The 22,467-nt window shown below is 42.4% G+C and carries 20 protein-coding genes; 6 read left to right on the forward strand and 14 right to left on the reverse strand.

All coding sequences use genetic code 11. The features are described 5' to 3' along the window. Genes RG959_RS10235 through RG959_RS10255 form a run of 5 tightly spaced genes read left to right on the forward strand, consistent with a single transcriptional unit; the run spans position 1 to position 2,959 of the window. Positions 1-339 (forward strand): Na(+)/H(+) antiporter subunit C, encoded by a 339-nt coding sequence (locus RG959_RS10235; protein WP_342797028.1) that lies wholly within the window; start codon positions 1-3, stop codon positions 337-339. Beyond that, entirely contained in the window at positions 332-1,813 is a 1,482-nt protein-coding gene (locus tag RG959_RS10240; protein ID WP_342797029.1) for a Na+/H+ antiporter subunit D, read from the forward strand. The genes RG959_RS10235 and RG959_RS10240 overlap by 8 nt, the downstream gene beginning before the upstream one ends. 30 nt (positions 1,814-1,843) lie before the next feature. Continuing rightward, complete coding sequence (locus RG959_RS10245) at positions 1,844-2,329, forward strand: Na+/H+ antiporter subunit E (RefSeq protein ID WP_342797030.1); 486 nt, start codon at positions 1,844-1,846, stop codon at positions 2,327-2,329. Beyond that, positions 2,326-2,610 (forward strand): Na(+)/H(+) antiporter subunit F1, encoded by a 285-nt coding sequence (locus RG959_RS10250; RefSeq protein WP_242237562.1) that lies wholly within the window; start codon positions 2,326-2,328, stop codon positions 2,608-2,610. Before RG959_RS10245 ends, RG959_RS10250 begins: the two co-directional genes overlap by 4 nt. Beyond that, positions 2,588-2,959 carry a Na+/H+ antiporter subunit G gene (locus RG959_RS10255; protein WP_315691758.1) on the forward strand — a complete coding sequence of 124 codons (372 nt, stop codon included), beginning with the start codon at positions 2,588-2,590 and terminating at the stop codon, positions 2,957-2,959. The genes RG959_RS10250 and RG959_RS10255 overlap by 23 nt, the downstream gene beginning before the upstream one ends. 161 nt (positions 2,960-3,120) lie before the next feature. Here RG959_RS10255 and RG959_RS10260 read toward each other — a convergent pair whose 3' ends face one another. The 12 genes from RG959_RS10260 to RG959_RS10315 form a co-directional block, all read right to left on the reverse strand. Continuing rightward, positions 3,121-4,119: a carbohydrate kinase family protein gene (locus RG959_RS10260; protein WP_342797031.1), complete on the reverse strand. Its 999-nt coding sequence runs from the start codon at positions 4,117-4,119 to the stop codon at positions 3,121-3,123. 15 nt (positions 4,120-4,134) lie between these two features. Further along, positions 4,135-5,121: a LacI family DNA-binding transcriptional regulator gene (locus RG959_RS10265; protein WP_342797032.1), complete on the reverse strand. Its 987-nt coding sequence runs from the start codon at positions 5,119-5,121 to the stop codon at positions 4,135-4,137. Positions 5,122-5,192: 71 nt separating this feature from the next. Beyond that, positions 5,193-6,812 carry an ABC transporter substrate-binding protein gene (locus RG959_RS10270; protein ID WP_342797033.1) on the reverse strand — a complete coding sequence of 540 codons (1,620 nt, stop codon included), beginning with the start codon at positions 6,810-6,812 and terminating at the stop codon, positions 5,193-5,195. Positions 6,813-6,829: 17 nt separating this feature from the next. Beyond that, a complete protein-coding gene (locus RG959_RS10275) occupies positions 6,830-7,711 on the reverse strand; it encodes a carbohydrate ABC transporter permease (RefSeq protein ID WP_342797034.1) in 882 nt (293 codons plus the stop codon). Positions 7,712-7,724: 13 nt separating this feature from the next. After that, on the reverse strand, positions 7,725-8,606 hold the full coding sequence (locus RG959_RS10280) for an ABC transporter permease (protein WP_342797126.1): 882 nt from the start codon (positions 8,604-8,606) through the stop codon (positions 7,725-7,727). A 162-nt stretch (positions 8,607-8,768) separates the two neighbouring features. Then, a complete protein-coding gene (locus RG959_RS10285) occupies positions 8,769-10,262 on the reverse strand; it encodes a glycoside hydrolase family 32 protein (protein ID WP_342797035.1) in 1,494 nt (497 codons plus the stop codon). A 267-nt stretch (positions 10,263-10,529) separates the two neighbouring features. Then, a complete protein-coding gene (locus tag RG959_RS10290) occupies positions 10,530-11,504 on the reverse strand; it encodes a LacI family DNA-binding transcriptional regulator (RefSeq protein ID WP_342797036.1) in 975 nt (324 codons plus the stop codon). Between the two features lie 160 nt (positions 11,505-11,664). Further along, positions 11,665-13,023 (reverse strand): GntT/GntP/DsdX family permease, encoded by a 1,359-nt coding sequence (locus RG959_RS10295; RefSeq protein WP_342797037.1) that lies wholly within the window; start codon positions 13,021-13,023, stop codon positions 11,665-11,667. A gap of 110 nt (positions 13,024-13,133) precedes the next feature. After that, a complete protein-coding gene (locus tag RG959_RS10300) occupies positions 13,134-14,573 on the reverse strand; it encodes a four-carbon acid sugar kinase family protein (RefSeq protein WP_342797038.1) in 1,440 nt (479 codons plus the stop codon). Between the two features lie 6 nt (positions 14,574-14,579). Beyond that, positions 14,580-15,470: a 2-hydroxy-3-oxopropionate reductase gene (gene garR / locus RG959_RS10305; protein WP_342797039.1), complete on the reverse strand. Its 891-nt coding sequence runs from the start codon at positions 15,468-15,470 to the stop codon at positions 14,580-14,582. 229 nt (positions 15,471-15,699) lie between these two features. Next, positions 15,700-16,311, reverse strand: coding sequence for a GntR family transcriptional regulator (locus RG959_RS10310; protein WP_342797040.1), 612 nt, complete (start codon positions 16,309-16,311; stop codon positions 15,700-15,702). A 180-nt stretch (positions 16,312-16,491) separates the two neighbouring features. Next, the gene (locus RG959_RS10315; protein WP_342797041.1) at positions 16,492-18,219 is read right to left on the reverse strand and encodes a methyl-accepting chemotaxis protein; all 1,728 of its coding nucleotides are present in this window, start codon (positions 18,217-18,219) and stop codon (positions 16,492-16,494) included. 454 nt (positions 18,220-18,673) lie between these two features. Between RG959_RS10315 and RG959_RS10320 the strand changes: the two genes are divergently transcribed. Then, a complete protein-coding gene (locus tag RG959_RS10320; protein WP_342797042.1) occupies positions 18,674-19,360 on the forward strand; it encodes a C40 family peptidase in 687 nt (228 codons plus the stop codon). 276 nt (positions 19,361-19,636) lie between these two features. Here the strand turns inward: RG959_RS10320 and RG959_RS10325 are convergent, their stop codons facing one another. Next, entirely contained in the window at positions 19,637-19,858 is a 222-nt protein-coding gene (locus tag RG959_RS10325; protein ID WP_342797043.1) for a hypothetical protein, read from the reverse strand. Between the two features lie 1,451 nt (positions 19,859-21,309). Beyond that, positions 21,310-22,410 (reverse strand): tartrate dehydrogenase, encoded by a 1,101-nt coding sequence (locus RG959_RS10330; protein WP_342797044.1) that lies wholly within the window; start codon positions 22,408-22,410, stop codon positions 21,310-21,312. Positions 22,411-22,467 lie beyond the last annotated feature (57 nt).

Here is a 22,467-nt window from a genome sequence, read left to right on the forward strand (position 1 = left end):
ATGGAAACCATGATTATTCTTTTAGTTGGCGTTCTTGTTTCAACAGCCACCTATCTGCTGCTTTCTAAAAATATGATTCGAATTGTGCTTGGAACTGCCATTTTATCACACGCTATTCATCTGCTGCTCATGACAATGGGCGGACTGAAAAAAGGCAGGGTTCCTATTTTAGGCGGCCAGGCTGATACCTACACAGATGCCTTGCCCCAGGCATTGATCTTAACAGCCATTGTCATCAGTTTTGCTGTGACTGCTTTTTTTCTTGTTCTTGTATATCGTACGTATCAAACGACAGGTGCCGATAATCTGTACGATCTGAAAGGGCCTCACGATGAATAACATATTGGTTTTCCCGATGATTGTGCCGATTTTAGCGGCCATGCTGCTTCTTTTCTTTCGATCAAACCGTGCCATTCAGCGCTGGGGCAGCGTTGGAGCGATGACGGCCGTGTTTTTGATCAGTATATGGATTCTGCAGCAGGTGATGCGCCGCGGTATCCTCCGGCTCGACTTTGGTGAATGGCTGCCTCCGTTTGGGATTACCTTTGTAGCGGATGTATTTGCGATGCTGCTTGTCACAGCTTCTTCTCTTGTCACCGTTCTTTGTTTAGTGTATGCCGCTTTTGTGAAAGATGAAAAACGCGAATCTTTCTTTCTGTATCCTTTTTCACTGCTTCTCGCTGCTGGCGTAAACGGCTCGTTTTTAACGGGAGACTTGTTTAATTTGTTTGTCTGCTTTGAAGTCATGCTGCTCGCTTCTTACGCCCTGATGACACTCGGCGGGGAAAAAAAGCAGCTGACCGAAGGCATTAAATACATGCTGATCAATATTTTATCATCCTGGCTGTTTCTGCTCGGGATCGCGTATCTTTATGGAACACTCGGAACTTTAAATATGGCTCATTTGTCCCTGCGGATCGCAGAGGCTGGACAGCCGCCTATTTTAACCACGATCAGCATGCTGTTTTTAGTGGTCTTCTCCTTAAAAGCAGGACTCGTTCTTTATTTCTGGCTTCCGGGCTCCTACAGCGCACTGCCGGCAGCCATCTCCGCCCTGTTTGCCGCTCTTTTAACGAAAGTAGGCGTTTATGCGCTGTTCCGAACCTTTACCCTGCTGTTTTACCATGAGCCTTCTTTTACGCATACGATCATCGGATATATGGCGGCTGCGACTATGATTGGCGGCAGTATAGGAGCACTTGCCCACCGGGATGTAAGGAAAATTGCTTCTTATAATGTTGTCATTGCGATCGGCTTTATCCTGGTCGGTCTTGCTTCTTACAATGAAGCGGGGATTCAAGGCTCTATTTATTACTTGATTCATGACATTGTCATAAAAGGCCTGCTGTTTCTGCTTGTTGGGACGATTGTTCATTTAACCGGTAAATCCCGGTTTGACGAGGAAAGTGGCTTGATCACCAACTATCCGCTGTTTGGCTGGCTTTTCTTTATTATGATTCTCTCGCTCGGCGGCATTCCCCCGTTCAGCGGATTTGCAGGCAAGCTGTTCATTGGAGAAGGAGCCGTTGGGGCAGGGCATTACGGATTAACGGCTGTTGCGTTTCTATCGAGCCTGTTTGTCCTGTACTCCCTTTTACGGGTGTTTCTCATTATGTTTTGGGGAGAATCGACCATTACGTCGAAAAATCAAGTGCCTTTATCGAAAGGAATGCTTGCATCCCTTTTGGCTTTAGGGATTCTGACGACCGTGCTTGGGCTTGGAATGGATCTTCTTTCTCCTTATATTTCAGAAGCCGCTGATGTATTGGTGAATCCAGATTTGTATATTGAAGGAGCCATGCAAAATGATTAATACTGGCGCTTGTCAAGGAGGTGCAGTCTCGTGCCGGTTCAATTTCTATTAAATATATTAATCGCCGTTTTATGGGTGATGTTAAAAGATGAAGACAGCTTTCAGCTCGATACGTTTGCCGGCGGTTTTCTGCTTGGCATCGTGATTATTTTTTTGATGCACCGATTTTTCGGTACGCCTTTTTACTTGAAACGTGCCTATTCCATGCTGAAACTGTTTCTTATTTTCAATTATGAGCTCTGGACATCCAGCCTTATCATTATGAAGCAAATTTTAATTCCGGGCGTGACTTTCGAGCCCGGTACGTTCTCGTATCAAACAAAGCTTAAAAGTGAATGGGAAATAACTGCTCTTGCGCTTCTGCTTATGCTGACGCCCGGCTCTACCGTTCTGCGCATTTCGCCTGAAGGAAATGAGTTTTTTATCCATGCAATGGACATGAAGAAAACGAAGCCCATGGTTTTACAATCCATTCAAACGTACGAAAAAATCATTTTGGAGGTGACCCGGCCATGATCTATTCTATTTTTACTGCGGCGGTTGTGCTTTTCAGCCTGGCGATCGGACTTTGTCTTCTTCGTATCCTTAAGGGGCCTACACTGCCAGACCGAGTCGTCGCATTTGATGTGATCGGCGTTAATTTAATGTCAATGGTAGCTGTTCTTAGTGCCCTGCTTCAAACGAAAGCCTATTTAGAAGTGATTTTAATTATTGCGATCCTTGCCTTTATCAGCACAGTCGCTTTTTCAAAATACATGGAAAGAGGGATCATCATTGACAGAAAACCAAATCGTTGAGCTGGCTGCAGCGTTGATGGTTCTGCTTGGCGGCATTATCGCCCTGATCAGCGCTTATGGCGTTTTAACTCTTCCTGATGTGTACACACGCTCACATGCCGGAACCAAAAGCTCTACACTCGCTGTTCTGCTGGCGCTGACCGGCGTATTTATTTATTTCTGGTCGACAGAGCATTATATTAGTATTCGTCTTGTTCTGGGCATTGTGTTTTTATATTTAACTGCACCGGTCGCTGGACACCTGATTTGCCGGGCTGCTTATAATTCAGAAGCAAAAATGGTAGAGGAGCCGGTGGAAAGCAGCTTGAAAAACATAACCGAAACGGATCATGAAAAACCTGTCCCTTAAGAAAAAGACTGCTCACACATGTATTTATGTAGATGTGTGAGCAGTCTTTTTTGTTATTCTATTCATCTCTGGCATTCCCTTTTTTCTTTTATATCATGTCCTCAAAAGATCTATTGCCACCCTCTGATGCAATTAAAACAATAGCGTAAATATACTCATGGTCACTCTATAAAAATATTTTTATTACGCTGTGCAGCAGCCCAATTCAATACATACTTTTTTTCAGGTGCTGCGCAAATCGCCCCTTTGACAGCAGCAGTCAGTGCACCGCTTGCATTCGCAAAAGAAAGAAGAGATTTGTAATGAATGTTGATGGTTTCAGCGAGCCCCTTACTATGGACGTTCAGCTCCAAAATTTTTGATAAAAAGCCTCCAACAAATGCATCACCAGCGCCTGTCGTATCCATGACTGCTACCTTAAAACCTGGATCGTGAAATTGCTGGCCGCTTTTCAAAAAAAGGGAGGCGCCATTTTTACCTTTTGTGAAAATGACTGCTTTTACATTTCCGGTGAACAAAGAAGCAATGGCTCTTTCTTCTTCCTCAATACCCGTAATAAAAAAAAGTTCTTCATCTGAAATTTTCAGCAAGTCCGCCATCGGTATAAATGCTCTGATCGCTTCGCGGCAGCTTGTTTCATCCGGCCAAAGAGGCAGGCGTACATTCGGATCAAAGCTGATGATTCCCCCCTTTTCACGGCAGCCGTTGATCGCTTTTTTGTGTGCTGACCGAATCTCATCATGAGTTAAATTGACCGAGCAAAAGTGAAGTACATCTCCTGACTGGAACCAGCTTTCCTCTATCTCTTTTTCCTCAAGCAGCAAATCTGCTGCGTTTTCCCTATAAAAAGTAAAACTTCTTTCACCTGTTTTATCCACTGAAACGAATGCCAGCCCTGTTTCTCCTTTGTCACTGCGCACGATGTGTGACGTGTCAACGTGATATTCTTCGAGGATATCCATGAGATGATCTCCAAAATGGTCATTTGCGATTTTTGTGATGATGGCTGCTTCCCCGCCGTATTTTGCGACGGTAATCGCTACATTCATCGGAGCGCCGCCGGCTACTCTCTCAAAACAGGCTGCATCTTTTAAGGATATGTTTTTTTGGACCGGAATAAAGTCAATCAATGCTTCTCCTATACAAAATACTTTTCCCATTTTGCACCTCTCTTTTTATGTTGTTTTTCCTTCAATCAGCTTCACTGGAAAAATAAATTCTTTTGTGTCGACCAGGTTATACTGTCCTTCGATTTCCTGGATGAGTGTATGAACCGCTTTTTGGGCCATTGCATGGAGCGGCTGCTGAATAGTTGTCAGTTCGGGCAGAATGGTCCGCATGCTTTCTGTACCATCATATCCGATGATTTTTAACCGTTCCGGCACGGAAATCTTTCTTCGTTTTGCTTCTGTTAATACACGGGCAGCGAGGTGGTCATCACTTGCGAAAATCCCATCAACCTCAGGATTTTCATCGAAGAGACGCTTGATCAGCAATTGAATTTGCCTTTCGCTGGACCTTGCCAGTATTTCATACGTCAAGTGAGGCATGCCCGCCTTTTTTAACACATCTTCATAGGCATCCCTGCGTTTGTTAGCCGGTGTTTCTAATTCCCTGGGGCCATTTATATGAATAATGGATATACAGCCTTTTTGAACAAGCAATTCTGTTGCCAGCCGGCCGCCTTGATAATTATCACTGGAAACGACTGGAATGTTTTTGGATAAGTAGCGGTCAATGCCTACAACCGGCAAGTTGGATCGCTGATAATCTTTAATCCCTCGATTGTGTGCCCCGCTAATAATGCCATCCACTTGATTCCGAAGCAGCATGTCGACATATAATTCTTCTTTTTCCGGATGGTTAGAACTGTTGCATAAAAGAACCTTATATCCTAACTCAAAACAAATATTTTCCATGAGCGCGATCAGTTCCCCGTAAAATGCATTCGCCGTTGAAGGAAAAACAAATCCAATCAGATTGGTTTTTTTTGTATAAAGCGATCGGGCAAGGTCATTCGGTATATAGTTTAATTCCATCACGGCCTCTCCCACTTTTAAACGAGTTTGTTCACTCAAGTACCCCCGGTTGTTTAGTACCCTGGATACCGTTGCAGGGGAGACGCCGGCCCGCTCGGCAACATCTTTTATTTTCGGCTTCACGATGATCCCCTTTTCTTTAAACAAAAAAGGAAACGAGCTTTTCAGACCCGTTCCTTTTTTGCATTTTTGCTTTACTCTGCACTTGCTGCATTTCGGTCATAGCCATCCTGCTTGATGCTAAGCCATGTTTTTAAGCCAAGGCGGTCAAGCTCCGCTAAATAATCCTGCCATTCTTCTTCTACTTTTCCTGTTTTAATCCATTCCGCGCGCTTCCGGTGCACGTAAGCAAACAAGTCTGTTTCAATTTTTGACAGCTTTTCTAATTCTTCTAATGAGAAGAACACTTTCGGATAAATATTGTCTGCTTTCATATGCGGTACCATAACATTTTTCATCAGCCCAAGTCGCCACGCTGCATCATCTGGTTGTGTTGTGAACTTTCCGTAATATTCATCGAGAATTGCCAGCGGGCCGCCGATATTTGTTTTTTGTCTTAACTCTGCCGGTGCTGCGCCTTCAAGCGGAAGATGCTTCAGCATATTTTTTTCTTCATCATACTCAAAAATATTTTGCTGTTTGTTATCCCCGTATGTGCCCCAGTTGTTTTGAACAGACTGAATCGGGTCGTACAATTGGTCAATCCACTTCGCTGTCAGCTCCATATTTTGGTTCGCGCTTGTAATGACCATCCGGCCGCGGTCAAATCCCATTCCATTCGTACGGGCCACATTGATTTCGCCGCTTGGTCCTGCAAGCGGATTCATTAGCTCGTATTTTTCATTCATGCCGGTAATATTCGCTTTATCCCAAGTGAAATAAAGACCATACCGTTCATCTTTTCCTTTAGATAAATACGTGTTAAAGTCCTGTTCAAATGCTTCCTCGTCAATTAATCCTTCTTGATACAGCTCATTAAAGTACTTCATGGCTTCTTTGTAACCGTCCTGATTCGCTGTAAAAGTCACTTTTCCATCATTGGTTACAACGGTATGATCCCAGTTGTCTCCGAGTCCGAATGACCCGAATAAAAAGGCTAAATCTTCTCCTCCTTTATTAATAATAAAAGACATTGGAATTTCATCTGCCTTGCCATTTCCGTTTGGATCCTGTGTTTTAAATGCGATTAATACTTTCTTTAGTTCTTCTGTTGTTTTTGGCATGTCCAGCCCCAAATTATTCAGCCATTCCTGATTAATCCATGGAAAAGTATCAACAGAGTGAATACTTTTCTTGCCGGAACCAAGCTCTTCAATCCATGGGAACGCATAAATATGGCCGTCTGGTGCCGTAATCATAGCCCGGTATTCCGGTGCCTGCTCAAGTACTTTTTTGAGGTTTGGCATATGCTCTTCAATCAAATCCTCAACTGGGATGATCGCCTCATCATCTGCCAGCTGCAGCAGCTCATAATCGCTGTAGGCCGCATCCATAATAGCATCGGGCAGATCACCGCTCGCCATTGCTAAATTCCGCTTTTCAATAAAGGAGTCATTCGTGTAGTTTTTCCAGTCAATGTGTACACCTGTTTTATCTTCAAGACGCTGATAAATCAATTTTTCGTTTGGATCCTCCGGTGCCAGAGGAGAGCTTTGCGTCATAAATTTTAAGGTTACTTTTTCTTTTAACGGAAATTCAATATTTTCAAGGTTCAAAGCCTCACTTGAGCTGCTCGAGCTTCCCCCATTTCCGCAGGCTGAGAGTAGTACTGCGGAGATCGATAGCGCTGACATTACCTTGTATACTTTTTTCATTCCAATCCCTCACTTTTTTATTTAATAGAACCAACCATGGCTCCTTTTTCAAAATACTTTTGAAAAAACGGGTACATAATAAGCAGCGGCAGGCTTGAAATAATAATAGATGAATACTTAATCATCTCTGATACTTTTTTCAGTTCAGCCATGGCCAGCTGGTCACTGATCATGCCCGGCTGTACTTCGTTTTGGATCAGGATGGAACGAAGAACGAGCTGCAGCGGATGCGTCGACGGATCTTCCAAATAAATCATCGCGTCGAAGTAAGAATTCCACTGTGCGACAAAAGCATATAGGGCAAGAACGAGAATAATAGGCTTAGACAACGGCACAACGATTTTAAAGAAAATGTGCAGGTCCGAAGCGCCGTCGATCCGGGCTGCTTCAAACAGCTCTTTTGGAATCGCTTTAAAATACGTTCTGGCTAAAATAATATTAAACACGCTGACGGCGCCTGGAAGGACAATCGCCCAAATGGTGTTCAGCATGCCAAGATCTTTAATAACGAGGTAGGTTGGGATCAGCCCGCCATTAAAAAACATGGTAATAATAAAGAACATCATAAAGATCTGCTTTCCTTTAAAGCCATCAATCGCCAGTGGATATGCGGCCAAAATCGATGTCAAAACGGTCACGAGTGCAAATAAGCCGGAGTAAAGAAATGCGTTAAAAAATCCCCGCACAATGGCATCATTTTGGAAAATTCGTCTATACCCTTCCAGTGTCCAATCAGAGGTACTCAATGCCAGCCCTTTTTGAAGCAGCACGTTTGGGTCTAAAAACGACGCCAGCAAAATATAAGCAAGTGGAATTAAAATAATAAGCGTAAATAATACAAGCATGACTTTATTGGCCAGCAGCAGCACCCGGTCAGACTTGGTGTATTGGAAATTCACACTGACTCCTCCTTTAGTAGAGACCTTCGCCTTCATTAAGCCGTTTCACGACAAAGTTCACAAATACAAGCAAAATTAAGTTAATCACCGAGTTAAACAGGCCAATAGCGGTTGAATATGCATAGTCACCAGCCTGCAGGCCTACTTTGTACACGTACGTCGGCAAAATTTCTGATGTTGGAATATTCATATCCGTCTGCATCAGATACGCTTTTTCAAATCCAATCCCCATGATGCCCCCGGCAGCTAATATAAATAAAACGGCCATAACGGGTTTCAGGGCTGGAAGATCAATATGCCAGATTCGCTGCAGAAGCGATGCCCCGTCAATGGTCGCCGCATCATGAAGCTGCGGATCCACATTGGCGAGTGCTGCTACGTAAATAATCGATGACCAGCCGGCCGCCTGCCAGATGCCGGACAAAATATAAACAGAACGGAAATACTCAGGCTCTGTCATAAAGGAAACCGGCTTATCCATAATCAGTGTGATAAGTGTATTCACCATGCCGTTTGGCGATAAAAAGATAAAAAGCATCCCGGTAATGACAACAACCGAAATAAAGTTAGGCGCGTATAAAATAAGCTGAAGGTTTTTTTTTACGCGCTGGCGCCTGATTTGATTCAGCATAAGTGCCAATAAAATAGGTACTGGAAATCCCAATACAAGGCCATAAAAGCTAAGCTTTAATGTATTCATAAAAATGTCATAAAAGTTTGGTGATGTGAGAAAGCTTTGAAAGTGTTCAAGCCCGACCCATTCACTCTCCCAGATCCCTTTTATCGGGCTGAAATCCTTAAAAGCGATAATGGCTCCGTACATCGGTACATATTTAAAAATGATCGTTAATAGCACGGCCGGCAGCAAAAACAAGTAAAGCAGATAGTTTTGCATGATATATTGCAGCACTTTATGACGCTCTTTTTTAGCCGTCTTCTCCAGCACAGACGTATTTTCCACCTTTCTCCCTCCTCGATTTGTTCAACTCGTTTCTTCCGTAATTGCTTGGTATGTCAACCGGTTTCACAATTAGGTTAAAAAATAATTTGCCCGCTTTTATTTCCAGATTGTTTGTAACGGATGGACGACGAGTGAAACAAGTGTCACTTTTCCGTTCTCTGTGAATAACTCGACAGTACGGCTATCGCTGTCTGGAAAAATCAAATCAGTCATAGCTACTTCTCCGTCGTTCGCAAATACTTCCACCGATGACCAGTCAACAAAAATCCGCAGCTTTATTTTTCCTTCTTTAGGTGAAAGTACAGCTTGATGCTTGGCGGCGAAGCCCTCATGAAAACCAATCTGTCCGGAAGCCGTACGATCCATAAATAACTGTTCATTTTTCACATCATATCCTACAATCGTTTTTTCCGTGGAGGAAGTGCATAATGAAAAGCCAAATACGGCGATATCACCTATGTGAAACTCTGCTTCCAGCTCATATGAATTTGCCTCTGGCATATACACCACTTCTGTTTGATCGATAACTTTATTTTCTTTTAATAAAATGCTCTGTGACCGGAGTGCTTTTAATTCCTCCACCGGCGATTGAACGAGCCGTATTCCCTGCTCGCTTGATGCAAGCGACAATGTCCGCGGGAGTGTCATAGCTCCCCGCCACTTTGTAGATGGTGTCAGGTTCGCGTATTTCCAATTGCTCATCCAGCCGATATACACTCTTCTGCTGTCTGAATGCGGAATATCCGACCAGCTGACACCCGCATAGTTATCTCTGCCATAATCCAGCCATAGTATTGTATCTTTTGAATTTTCATTTCTAAATACTTTTCCGTCAAATTCACCAATAAAGTATTGTGTTCTCGATCCTTCTGCAAAACCGGGATTATCGCCTACACTGACAAGCAGTACCCACTTGCTTGCTGATGGATCTCCGTCAACCGGAAGCTCGAATAAATCCGGGCATTCCCATACGCCTTCATGAAATCCCTGATTTTCACCAAACTCACTCGCAAATGTCCATTCTTTTAAATCGGGTGATGTATAGATGCTGATGGTTTGTCCCGTTGCCAGTACCATCACCCAGCGATTCGTTTCAGTATGCCAGAACACTTTTGGGTCCCGGAAATCCGGTTTTGATTCATCACTTAAGACAGGATTTCCTTCATACAGCTGCCACGTTCTTCCGTTGTCTTTGCTGTAAGCAATGCTCTGTACTTGCCTTGGACGATCCGAATCCGGGTATGTGCCTGCATGTGTGAAAATGGCTACCAGCCCGCTTTCACCATCGAAAAAGCCAGTTGTATCCTGCCAATCAACAACTGCGCTGCCAGAGAAAATGGCTCCGATGGAATCCGGCTCCAGCGCTACAGGCAGATGCTCCCAGGATACAAGATCACTTGAAACCGCATGCCCCCAGTGCATTGGCCCCCATGTCGTTCCATGCGGGTGATATTGATAAAATAAGTGATACTCTCCGTTGTAATAAACCATTCCATTCGGATCATTCAGCCAGTTTGATTCCGGCGAATAATGAAATTGTGGACGATAGGGTTCCGTATAATAAACATCTTTTATAGGTATTTGTGTCATGGGCTTATTCCCTTTCTGTCAGTTATTAAAGCGCTTTCTATAAATTGAATTGTATGTCATCCGGTTTCATATGTCAACCGGATGACAGAAAATATTTTTGCTTTCTGATCTGCTTATCTGACTGATGAAAAACCGATTATGTATGCTTCTAATAGCTTTTGAAAATACAAAAGAACTGTCTCTCGTTTGAGGCAGTTCTTTTTTGTATAAACCGTATTTTCAACATATTCTCCGCTGTCTTTGAAACTACGAAACGTTTTTTTGCTTCTAAGTGCTGGCCCCTTCAATAAGCTGAACCGGAAAGACGTATTCTTTTTCGGTCTCTTTTTTAGGCGTTCCTTCAATCTCTTCTATTAAGAGAGCAACTGCTTTGTCTGCTATCGACACAATCGGCTGTTGGATTGTCGTTAATTCCGGAAAGATATCTCTAACAAAGCTTGTGCCGTCATATCCGACAACTTTTAACTGCTCCGGTACGCTTTTATTTCTTCGCCTGGCTTCCGCTATAACCCGTGAAGCAAGATAATCATCACTTGCAAAAATGCCGTCTACATCCGGCTCTTCATCAAAGAGGCTGTTTATGATTTTTTCCGCAGGACCCATTACCGGTATTTCATATGTTTTATATTCCATCCCGTTTTCTTTCATCACATCTTCATATGCATCTCTGCGTTTATTCGCAGGACTGGCCATTTCCCTTGAACCATTAATGTGAATAATCCGCTTACATTTTTTTCGAACGAGGAGCTCACTTGCCAAACGGCCGCCTTGATAATTGTCGCTTGATACAACCGGAATCGTTTCAGATAAATAACGGTCAATCGCAATAATAGGAAGAGAATGCTGATACGCTTTAATCCCCAAGTTATGGGCCCCGCTAATAATACCGTCCACTTGATTGCGAAGCAGCATTTCCACATACTGCTCTTCCTTTTCCGGCTGGTTTGAGCTGTTGCAAAGAAGTACTTTATATCCTTGTTCAAAGCAAGCGTTTTCCATATGAAAAATAAGCTCTCCGTAGAATGGGTTTGAGGTTGTTGGAAAAATAAAACCAATCAGGTTCGTGCGCTGCGTAAAAAGAGAGCGGGCTAAATCATTCGGAACGTAATTTAATTCTTTCATTGCCTCCGCTACTTTCTTGCGTACCTCCTGGCTTAAATAGCCTCGATTATTGAGAACCCGCGATACCGTTGTAGGCGATACCCCGGCTAACTTTGCTACATCTTTTATTTTCGGCTTCACTGATTACACGTCCTTAAATCACTATCTTTTTTTGTATTGTCTCATTGAAAGGACATAGCAGGCAAGAATTACACGTTATAAAAGAAAAGAGGCGGAAAAGCTATGCAAGCAGCTCTTCCGCCTCTTTTTACGGTCTTCTCCATCCTTTATTAACGGAACATTAAATAAATAAATCGACGATTAATACCATTCCAAAAGCGACAAAAGCCAAAATCGTTTCCATGACCGTCCATGTTTTAAGTGTCTGGGTCACTGACATATTGAAAAACTCTTTAATCAGCCAGAAACCAGAATCATTTACATGCGACAGCATAATGGAACCTGCTCCTGTAGCAAGAACAAGCAGCTCCGGGCTTACTCCCGGTGTCATAGCCGCAATGGGTGCGACAATTCCAGCAGCCGTCGTCATGGCAACCGTGGCAGAACCGACGGCTGCGCGGATCAGGCCGGCAATCATAAATGCCAGCACAATGGGTGAAAGATGTGCGTCTGTCGCCAGTTCTGCAATTGCTTCACCAACTCCGCTTGCCGTTAATACTTTGTTAAAGCCGCCGCCTGCTCCGATCAAAAGGATGATCGATGCAACCGGGCCGAGGCAGTCATTTGTAAAAGTTAAAATGTCTTTACCATTAAAGCCGCGGGCAAACCCGAATGAATAGAAAGCGAATAAAAGCGATAGCAACAAAGCGACAACAGGGCTTCCAATAAAGTCAACGACCTGACGGAATGAACTTTCAGGCGGATAGCGTAAATCGACAATCGTTGCAACCAGCATTAAAATAACCGGCAGCAAGATCGTGAAAATCGTAATGCCGAAGCCTGGCAGATCCTTATGCTTAGATTCTGTCAGCTGCTCGACAAGCTCTCCTGTTGGCTCTACTTTAATTTTTTTCGCAATATATGATCCGTAAATTGGACCTGCAACTGCTGCAGCCGGCAGAGCAACAAGTAGAGAAAGGAAAATGGTTTTCCCTAGGTTTGCTTCAAAAATACCGACCGCAAGCATCGCTGCCGGATGCGGCGGAACAAGACTATGCACGACCGCAAGCCCGGCCACAAGTGATAAACCAATTTTCAAAAGCGGTGTGCCCGTATGTTTCGCAATCACAAAAACAAGTGGAATTAACAGAACAACACCAACCTGGAAAAAGACCGGAATTCCGCAGATAAGCGCTACAACCATCATAGCCCAGTGTACATTTTTTTCTCCGAATACATTTACAAGCGTCCGGGCAACACGCTCGGCCCCGCCCGATTCCGCCATCATCTTTCCAAGCATCGTACCGAGCCCAAGAACAATCGCAATAAAGCCTAAAACACCGGCAACTCCTTCTTGAAAGGCTGTTAAAATATCCGGCAGTTTCATACCTGAAATTAAGCCCATAAATAAAGCAGCCATAATCAATGCAACAAACGGATTCACATTAAATTTTGCGATCAGAACAATCAACCCTACAATTGAAATAATCGCGAATAAGAGCAAACTGACATTATGGCTCAAGCCAAAAATCGAATCCATGTTTTTTCCTCCTTCACCCTTCTCTTGATGTTTCGGCAAGTAAATACATTCACTTACCAGCCTGGTTGTATTCGCTTACAATAAGTGTAAGCGGCAGATGCCGCACCCTCTTATTGGTGCAGCAGTTCTGCTACTTCTTTTAGCGTTGTTTTTGTTCCTACATTCCCAGGGAAAATCACATACGCCATTCCCGGAAACTTGCTTTCATCACCTGTCCACCAAATCGGGATACCCGGCTTGATCTGTCCCGCTACAACAGCCCGTTTTACACCAAGACCATTGGTTCCAATATCGCTGGACGTAATGCCTCCTTTGGCAATAAGAAAACGCGGACGTACACTGAGCTGCTTCACGATACTCGTTACAGCATCAGAAATTTGAACGGACAGCTTTAATTCTTCTTCCTGCTTGTTTTCGCCAAGATCCAGCCGTTCCCGTTTTGTGTAAACAGCAACCGTCTGTCCTGCCCGAATGAGACGTTCGCTCGTTTCGATCACCCGCTGAATTTCCGCTTGGAATTCCTCTGGCTGCAAAACAAGATGAACGTTAAATTCGATGAACTCGATAAAATCACATGTTTTAAGCGCTTCAAATTGTTCAGTTGTTTTCTTTACATGAGAGCCAATCATGATCAGCCCGCCATAATCTGATTCTTCTTTTATCAGTTCTTCTTTCGTTAAAAGCCCTCTGTCACTCACACCGCCGATTATTTTCGTCAACGCCGCGGCACTTCGGAACATAAAACGCTTTCCAGCTTTCATAGCACGAACAAGCGCGATTACCACTACTTTTGCATCTACATAGTCCACCGCATTTACGATAACTTTGTTAAAGTTTTCAACTGTCATCAATTGCTGTACAAGGCGATCAATATGGAGAGCACGAATATCTTCCAAGGACAGGTACACAGCATCTGATGCTTTAAAAACGCCAGCTGATTTTTCTTCTGCCCATTCCCCAAGATGGGAGGAGCGGTAGCCAAATGTCCGATCTTTCGCAAACTCCGTTTCCCCTGCCGGCACCAGCTGATGTTCATCCTGTACATAGTGAATGTTTTCGATAGTAAAACGGCCGCCTTCTTTGAAAAAAGGCATAATCACTTCTCCATCAAACGCTGCGTCCGACTGTGACTCAATGGTGTTTTTTAACACCTCGGTCTCAAGCGGATAATGCCCGCGCAGCGTAGAATCCCCCCGGCTGATGATAATAAACTCTCTCCCAAATTTTTCGGCTGTCTTTTGAACGGTTGTGGCGATTTCTTTATGAGCCTGCTCCGTTTGGGCAGCTGTAAATCCTCTTGAATTCGTTAAAATAAAAAACATTGCATTTTCTTCTGCAAAACCAGCTTCTATACTTTCAGGCGACCAGTCTGTGTAAACGGAAATGCCGTGGACCGTTTGAACTCCGGTAGGATCATCATCAAGCACAATAATTTTCCGGCCGAATTCCTTAAGCTCCTGTGCAAGCAGATCGTTTACAGTGCTTTCATCTGGAACGTTTGGCAGATGGGCGAATGTATCTTGTGCATTTAAAATGTTTGAATGAGTCATGATACATTACGCCTTTCTTACTTCAACATTTGCTAATTTTTCATAGTACTGAACAATGCCGCCATGGTCGTCGCCTGCTTTTCCATCGACTTTTAGGGCATGGAAAATCTCCAGCAGCTGGCTTGATAATGGGAGCGGAACACCAATTTCATGAGCCGTTTCCATTACATTTGTGAGATCTTTTAAGTTGATATCAATCCGGCCGCCTGCTACAAAGTTCCGGTCTAAAATCAATGGCACTTTGGCGTCAAGCACCGCGCTTCCCGCAAGACCGCCCCGGATTGCCTGATACATTTTTTCTACATCAATTCCTGCTTTTGCAGCTAATACAAGCGCTTCCGACATAGCTGCAATGTTTAAATTCACAATAATTTGATTGGCTAATTTAGCTGTGACACCGCTGCCATTTTTGCCGACCAATGTTACATCTGATCCAACCGCCTGCAGTACATCCTTTACGGATTCGAATGCGCTTTCTTTTCCACCTGCCATAATAGCCAGTGTGCCATCAATGGCTTTTGGCTCACCGCCGCTGACCGGTGCGTCGATCATGTCTACTCCTTTTTTGGCCGCCTCTTCAGCAATTTCTACTGAAGCTACCGGCGAAATCGAGCTCATATCAATAATAACGGTTCCTTCTGTAGCCGTTTCCAAAATACCGCCTTCACCAAGCACTACTTGTTTAACATGCTGGGAAGCAGGAAGCATCGTAATAATGACGTCACAAGTTTCTCCCATTTCGGTAGGTGCTGCCGCTTTTCCGCCTGCTTCTACAAGCGCTTCCACTGCTTTTGTATTTAAATCGTAAACGCTTACGTTAAAGCCTGCTTTTAATAGATTTAGTGACATTGGTTTTCCCATAATGCCTAAGCCGATAAATCCAATTGTTTTAGTCATATGAAATCTCTCCTTTTTCTTAATGACTTTATTGTTTTATAGAACGCTTTCATTACTTCACGACTTCATTGTACACATTTATTTTATTTTTGTATACAAAAATATTTAAAATGTATACATTTATTTTGATCGTTCCTTAAAATACTAAGCTCTCCCCCTTTGGCTGATTTCTTCTAACCTGCAATCAAATATGTAAAAATAAAAAGCAGCTAATCTGCTTAGCCGCTTTTTACATTCTATTCAAACAAAATTCTAAATCCAGCTGTAGATGTTTTTTCATTAATTCTTCTGCCTGGTCACCATCATGCTGCATAATCGCGTTGTAAATTTCTTCATGCTCATCAATTAAAAATGGCCGTTTGTGGTATACAACCGTTTTTCGAAACAAATAAATAATAGACTGCATGCGGTCCAAAATATCTATCATGACTGGATTGTGTGTAGCCTTTACAATAAGCTCATGAAACTCCTTATTGGCGGACATAATCTCTTCTACTGTACCCGTCCGGCCGATATCCACACATTGCTTCAGCTTCTCCAGTGCTTCTTCCGTCATATAACTGGCACAGTGACGCGCGGCGTACCCTTCAAGCAACATACGCACTTGAAAAATGTGGCGAAGATCCATATCGCTTGGATTAACCACCCGTTTTTGCTTAATCAGTCCTTCCTGCTCCAGTTTTCGTATAGATTCTCTGACAGGTGTCCGGCTGATGCCCATTTCTTCTGCAAGTCTTTCTTCTACCAGCTTCGTTCCCCGCTCGAGCTCTCCGCTTAAAATTTTATCCCGAACATATTCATATGCCTGCACATAAGCAAGTCTTGATTCCTTTTTTTCCACACTATCGTCTCCTGTAGCTTCTTTCCTTTATTCTAACCGATAATCCAGCAGACGTACATGTGAACGAAACCCAGTAAAATCAAACTTTTAATAATATGTATACGAGTATATTTATATACTTGTATACTAGTATATGTGTATATATGTATATGTGTATATTTGTATATCTGCATACTCACATCAGCCAATATAGTATTGTTCTGTTAACGCATTAAGCTCCCGGCTTAGGTTTGTCATCGCTTCAGCTGAAAGGGCCAGCTGAGCGATAGCTTGAACTTGTTCATCAATAGATGCAATAATTTCCTCTACTGATGCTGCTGTCTGCTCTGAAACGTAAGACGCTTTTTGGACAGCTTCAGAAATGTCTTTGCTTTGAATCATCACTTTTTGCAGTTCGCTGTTTAATAATTGAACCCCCTCTGCTGTCTGCGAGATCACTTCTGAAATGCGTACAAAGCCTTCTTCCGTTCCTTTTACGGCTGCGTCGAGCTGCTGTGAACGGTCAATGGTTTGGGATACGGCCAGCACCGTTTTTTCTGTTTCTGCTTCAATACCCAGAATCATTCCTTGAATCTGCTTGGTGGATTGATTAGACTGTTCGGCCAGCTTTCTTACTTCGCTCGCTACGACCGCAAAACCTTTTCCATGTTCGCCTGCCCTTGCTGCTTCAATGCTTGCATTGAGCGCCAGCAGATTTGTTTCAGCTGCTATGCTTTCAATCGTATCTGTAATACGCGAGATTTCCGTAATTTTCAGATATAAACTAGAAATGTTTTTACTTACTTCATTTGAAGAGGACAGGGACTCTTCGTTCGATTGTTTGAGCTGGCGAACCATTGCCTGACCCTGTGATACGGCTTTTTGTGAGTGTTCCGTCATTTCTTTAATCTGCTCATTCTGGTTATTCATTGATTGAATCGAATGGTTAAGCTGATTTAAGCTGGAATTTGTCGTATCGAGGTCGGCCGCCTGCTCTACAGTACCCGAAGCAATACTCGTAATCGCTCTCTCCACTTCTTCGCTGCCCGCTGCGGTTTCTTCTGATATAGCAGATACCGAAGCTGAAGCATCAACAACTTGGCTGCTTGTTTCCTGCAGCCGGCCAACCAAATGGCGCAGCTGCTTATTCATTTCATTAAAGGATGTGCCCAGCCGGCCGATTTCATCTTTTGACTCGGGCAGCTTCTGATCATTTAGCTTCTTACTGGAAATAGCCGCAAAAGCAGCCGCAATTTGCTCCAAAAGCTTGATTTTTTTACGGGATGCCGCATAAAATACGAGAACGCTGGCGGCTGTCATGCCGATTCCTGCTGCGATCATATACCATTTTAGCTTGGCCAGCTCCTGATAAAATTGATCATCCAGCACAATCATCCCAACCGACCATTGCCATGGCTCAAAGTAAGACATATAGGCCGTTTTCGTTACGGATGTTCCATCGTCTAACGTATCAGGAAAGTATACATACCGGTTTTGTGCCTCTGTTTGTTTTGAAGCTTGGACCATATTTTTCCGGTTAGTCGTATCATCCGGTATATCTCCAACCGGGTTTTTTGGATGGAGTTCGGAAGAAAAGTCCTGCCCATACGCAACAAGATAGCCGTCCTGCTTATAAAGGAAGCTGGACTGTGTGTGATCATATATATCCCCTTTTTTTGGCCCTATCAGGAGAACCCTTGCCCTCTCTTTTGCCTCTTCAAGGCTTAGAGCTCCCGCCTCAACCTGCTCGTTTAATAAAGTAAGAGTCACAAGCGAAGTTTCTACAAGATGCCTCATATCTTCTTTCCCTGCTTCGGTCAATTCTTTTTTTGTTAAATAGTAGCTTATACTGCTGACAACAAAAGCAGTCACAAAAATCATAACCGTAATGAAAAGCATCAACTTTAAGAAAACGCTTTCTTTTCGCACCATACATCCCCCTTTTATAATGGTTCTTTTTATCTATTCTATAAGAAGAAGAGACAAAAAAATAGATTATGTTCATAAATTCCACAAACTTTTTTATTAATAAAGAAGGTTTATCTATTATACTTACTCTTCTCACCTTCAAATATCTTCCTTTTATCCCCACCTTCATTCAAACATAAAGCGAAAAAAAGTATTTTACAGGGTCATTATTTCCATATATATCCTGTTTATATTTTGTTTTCTCTCTTTTCATTGGTATTACAGTGATCAGATATTTTCATCAGAAAACTTTCCTTTATTCATAAAATTTACCAAAAACATCGATAATCCCCTATTTTTGTTGTAAAAATGAAATATTTCTGCAACTAAGTTGTTATACTTCCAAAATATAATAAAGGTAACAAAATATTAAACTATAAAATAATGAGAAACGGATTCCAGGAGGAAAATAAACTTGAAAAAATTGATAGCGGCATTGACAGTCACTGGCATTTTGCTTAGCGGGCCACTTAACAGTGAAGCAGCGTTAGGCGACCGGACACTAAAAGCAAATATGAAACATCAAGACGTAATCCAATTACAAGGTTTACTCCAGAAGAAAGGTTTCTTTAATTCAAGCCACCGAAATGCTTATTTTGGAAAAAGCACCAAAAGAGCCGTTATGAATTTCCAAAGAAAGAACGGCTTGCGGGCTGACGGAATTGTTGGAGCTAATACATACAAAGCATTAGGTGTAACCAAAACAACATCATCAAAAGTGAAATCTGCTTCTTATGGCAGTGTTTCAAGCGTGATCAGCGAAGCGAAAAAACATACGGGTACGCCATATAAATGGGGCGGAACCACTCCAAGCGGCTTTGACTGCAGCGGATTTTTACAATACGCATTCAAAAAGGGCGCAGGTGTCAGCATCCCAAGAACGGTTGCGGAAATCTATAAAACCGGCACAAAAGTATCTTCACTGAAAAAAGGCGATCTTGTATTCTTTGAAACGTATAAAAAAGGCGCTTCTCATGCCGGTATTTATCTTGGTGGAAACCAATTTATCCATGCTTCTTCTTCAAACGGAGTAAGCATTTCATCGATGAACAATTCTTATTGGTCTAAACGGTACATTGGAGCAAAACGAATTATGAATTAACAAAAAACACCGCTTTTTCAATGAAAAGGCGGTGTTTTTACGTATGCTCTTTGCTGACATAGCCTTTCTGCACTACTTGTTCTTTCAATCATCTAGATTCTCCTTTGCTGTTGTTTCTGCCGCTAGATTTATGCCTGCCACCGAAAAGCAAATGCAATTTAATTTATTAATACAGGAATATGGAGAAGAAGCAGCACAAGGATTTTATGTTGTGTAAAATACAAAAAAGCCTGCAGTCCTTGCCTGCAGGCTGAAACGTTTTTTGCGTGAATCGCTTTATAAAGACGATAGTTCTTTGCGGAGCAGCGATGTGTCTACATCGTCTTCTACTACAATGTGAAGCGGCTTGTTAAACGGAAGTGTATACAAAGCTAGAAGGGTTTTTGCATCAAACAGCTGATTGTCGCTCTGCACCCATATATCAAATGAATGGCTTTGCGCAATTTGATTCAATTTCTGTACATCGTCTTTATCTCTTAATTGAAAATCGATTAACACCTGAACCGCCTCCTTTTCTACTATTATAGAATACTAGCAGGTGATCGACGATAAAAAAGTGGAAAATCAGTTATTTGTTTTCTCTTTATGATACCGAAGTAAAGCCGGCATATGCCGGCTTTATCTATCGATGTTATGTTTTATCTTTCTAATTCAACTTCTTTTCTTCTTTTTCACTTACTTCAAGATGTTTCAACAGCAGGCCGAAGCGGTCTTTTTGGGATAGTTCTCTTGCTTCTACAAGTTTCTCTACTTTTTTCAATTTTTTCTGCTCTGTGAGTTGACTATATTTCTTTGTATGGCATTCTATATTTTTTCCAGTAAGGTATCGATCATACATGGCGCCCACATAGAAAGACATCATTTCTTCAAGGCTTTTTTGATATCTCCCGCAACTGAATTTGTGATCTTTCCGATCTCCGTTGGTTCCCTGCCAAAGTATTTTAAATACTTGCCAGCAGTCGTTAAAATTGTACGATCTCGCTCTGTCTTCTCAATAGGAATGAGATCAGGGTTTTTGATCTGCTCCTGTTTTGATTCAATACTTTTTTTGTATTTAAGCCTAATGCTCTTCTTCCTATTCGGCAAGTAATTCTTGCTCACTCATCTCTTGGCAAGTTTTTTTACTCAATCTGTAAATACATCCCTTGTTTGCAAAAACACCCAGTTTAAATTTTATCATACTCTTTTAAGAGGTCTGTGATTCTAAAAAATCATTTCTCTCTATCTTTTAGACGTTGATAAAAGCTGAAAATCGACTTTTTATTAATGCTGTAATCTATCATTTTAGATAAATAAGACACTTAAAGGCCTTTTTTGTTAAAAAAAATACACGAAAAAACACACCTATGCGGTATGTCAAAGTTGTTTCCTATAGAAATGATTATTTACTGTTTCTACGTTACGCTGTATTTTATTGTACAATTGTAAACTCTGCCGCTACAGATACAGACTGCTTTGTGCCTTCGTTCCCTGAAGAATAAAAGTATGTCTCACTCTGTATTTTCCGGCTGTCATTATCGTTTTAAAATGGTCGAATGAAATGGTTAGTTTCTCGCTTTTCCTTGCTTCGATTATAAGCATATCTGTAAAAAATGATACTTCAAGATTATTACATGGGTTATTAAAACAAATAGAGGTGAGAATGGTGCTGTAATCATTGGATTTAACAGGCGGAAAAAATAGGCAAAAAAATTGATGTCACACTTCAGATGGACGAGTTTCTTCTATTATATATAACTGGCTGTTTCTACGGCAGAACGGATGGCATGTTTAATTTGAAGAAGGTCATCCAGCTCGTTGTAAATAAAGGAGGAAGGCCTCCTGCTTGCTTTTACTTACTTACAATATTTTCACATAAAGAAACACCCCGATCGTTGATTTTTTGTTCAACCATCGGGATGCATTTCAGTGCCTTTTCCGTAATCCTATTGTGTATGAGAAAAAGGCGTTCAGTTCTTCTCCTTTAATGAAGAATCCCATTTTCCTTTTCGGTCAACTTCTTTCAATCGCTTTATCACTTGGGCTGTCACTTCATTTGTGGTACTGCTTCCGCCGATATCTGGCGTTAAGATGCCGTCATTTGTCACACTTTCTACTACATCCAGCAGCACAGCTCCAAGATCTTCTTCCCCAAAGTGATCCAGCATCAGTTTAGCTGTCCAAATCTGGCCAATCGGGTTGGCCGTTCTCTTTCCAACGATATCAGGTGCCGACCCGTGAACGGGTTCAAACATAGACGGATATTTCCCGTTCACATTAATATTAGCTGCCGGCGCAATGCCAATACTGCCCATAATGGCTGCACCCAAGTCTGTCAGAATATCACCGAATAAATTGCTCGCTACAATCACATCAAAACGTTCAGGACGTGTAACAAAAAAAGCAGACAAAGCATCAATATGCTGGGAATCATGCTGAATATCCGGATAATCTTTAGCTACTTCTTTAAAAACGCTATCCCAAAATGGCATAGAGAATGTAATGCCATTTGATTTCGTTGCACTGGTTACATGCTTTTTTCGCTTTGCAGCTAATTCAAATGCGTAGCGCATCGCTTTTTCAGTTGCTTTTCGGGAGAAGACCGCATTTTGAATTGCAATTTCATCTTCACCTCTGTACATATTTCCGCCAACCGAGCTGTATTCGCCTTCACTATTTTCTCTGACTACAATCAGATCAAAATCTTTTGGGTTTACAAGCGGCGATCGAACACCTTTCATGACTTTGGCAGGGCGTATGTTGATCTGCTGTTCAAATTCACGTCGTATTTTAATCAGCAGCCCCCATAGTGATATATGATCCGGAACGAGCTGTAAATTTCCCACCGCTCCTAAAAAAATCGAATCAAAATCTTTTAGTTTGTCCATTCCGTCTTCCGGCATCATGTGTCCGTGCTCCAGATAGTATTCACAGCTCCAAGGAAACTCTTTAAATTCAAAAGATAATCCGCCATGAATTTCTGCGATCGTTTTCAACACATCGGTTGCTGCTGGCACTACTTCTTTCCCAATCCCGTCTCCTGGAATACTGGCTATTTTCAGCTTTTTCATGCTTGCGCCCCTTTTCACTATTTTACTAAGTATCTGCTTGGTCGACGGTCGACCGTT

The sequence above is a fragment of the Domibacillus sp. 8LH genome (assembly GCF_038806185.1).
GTDB lineage: Bacteria > Bacillota > Bacilli > Bacillales > Domibacillaceae > Domibacillus > Domibacillus indicus_A.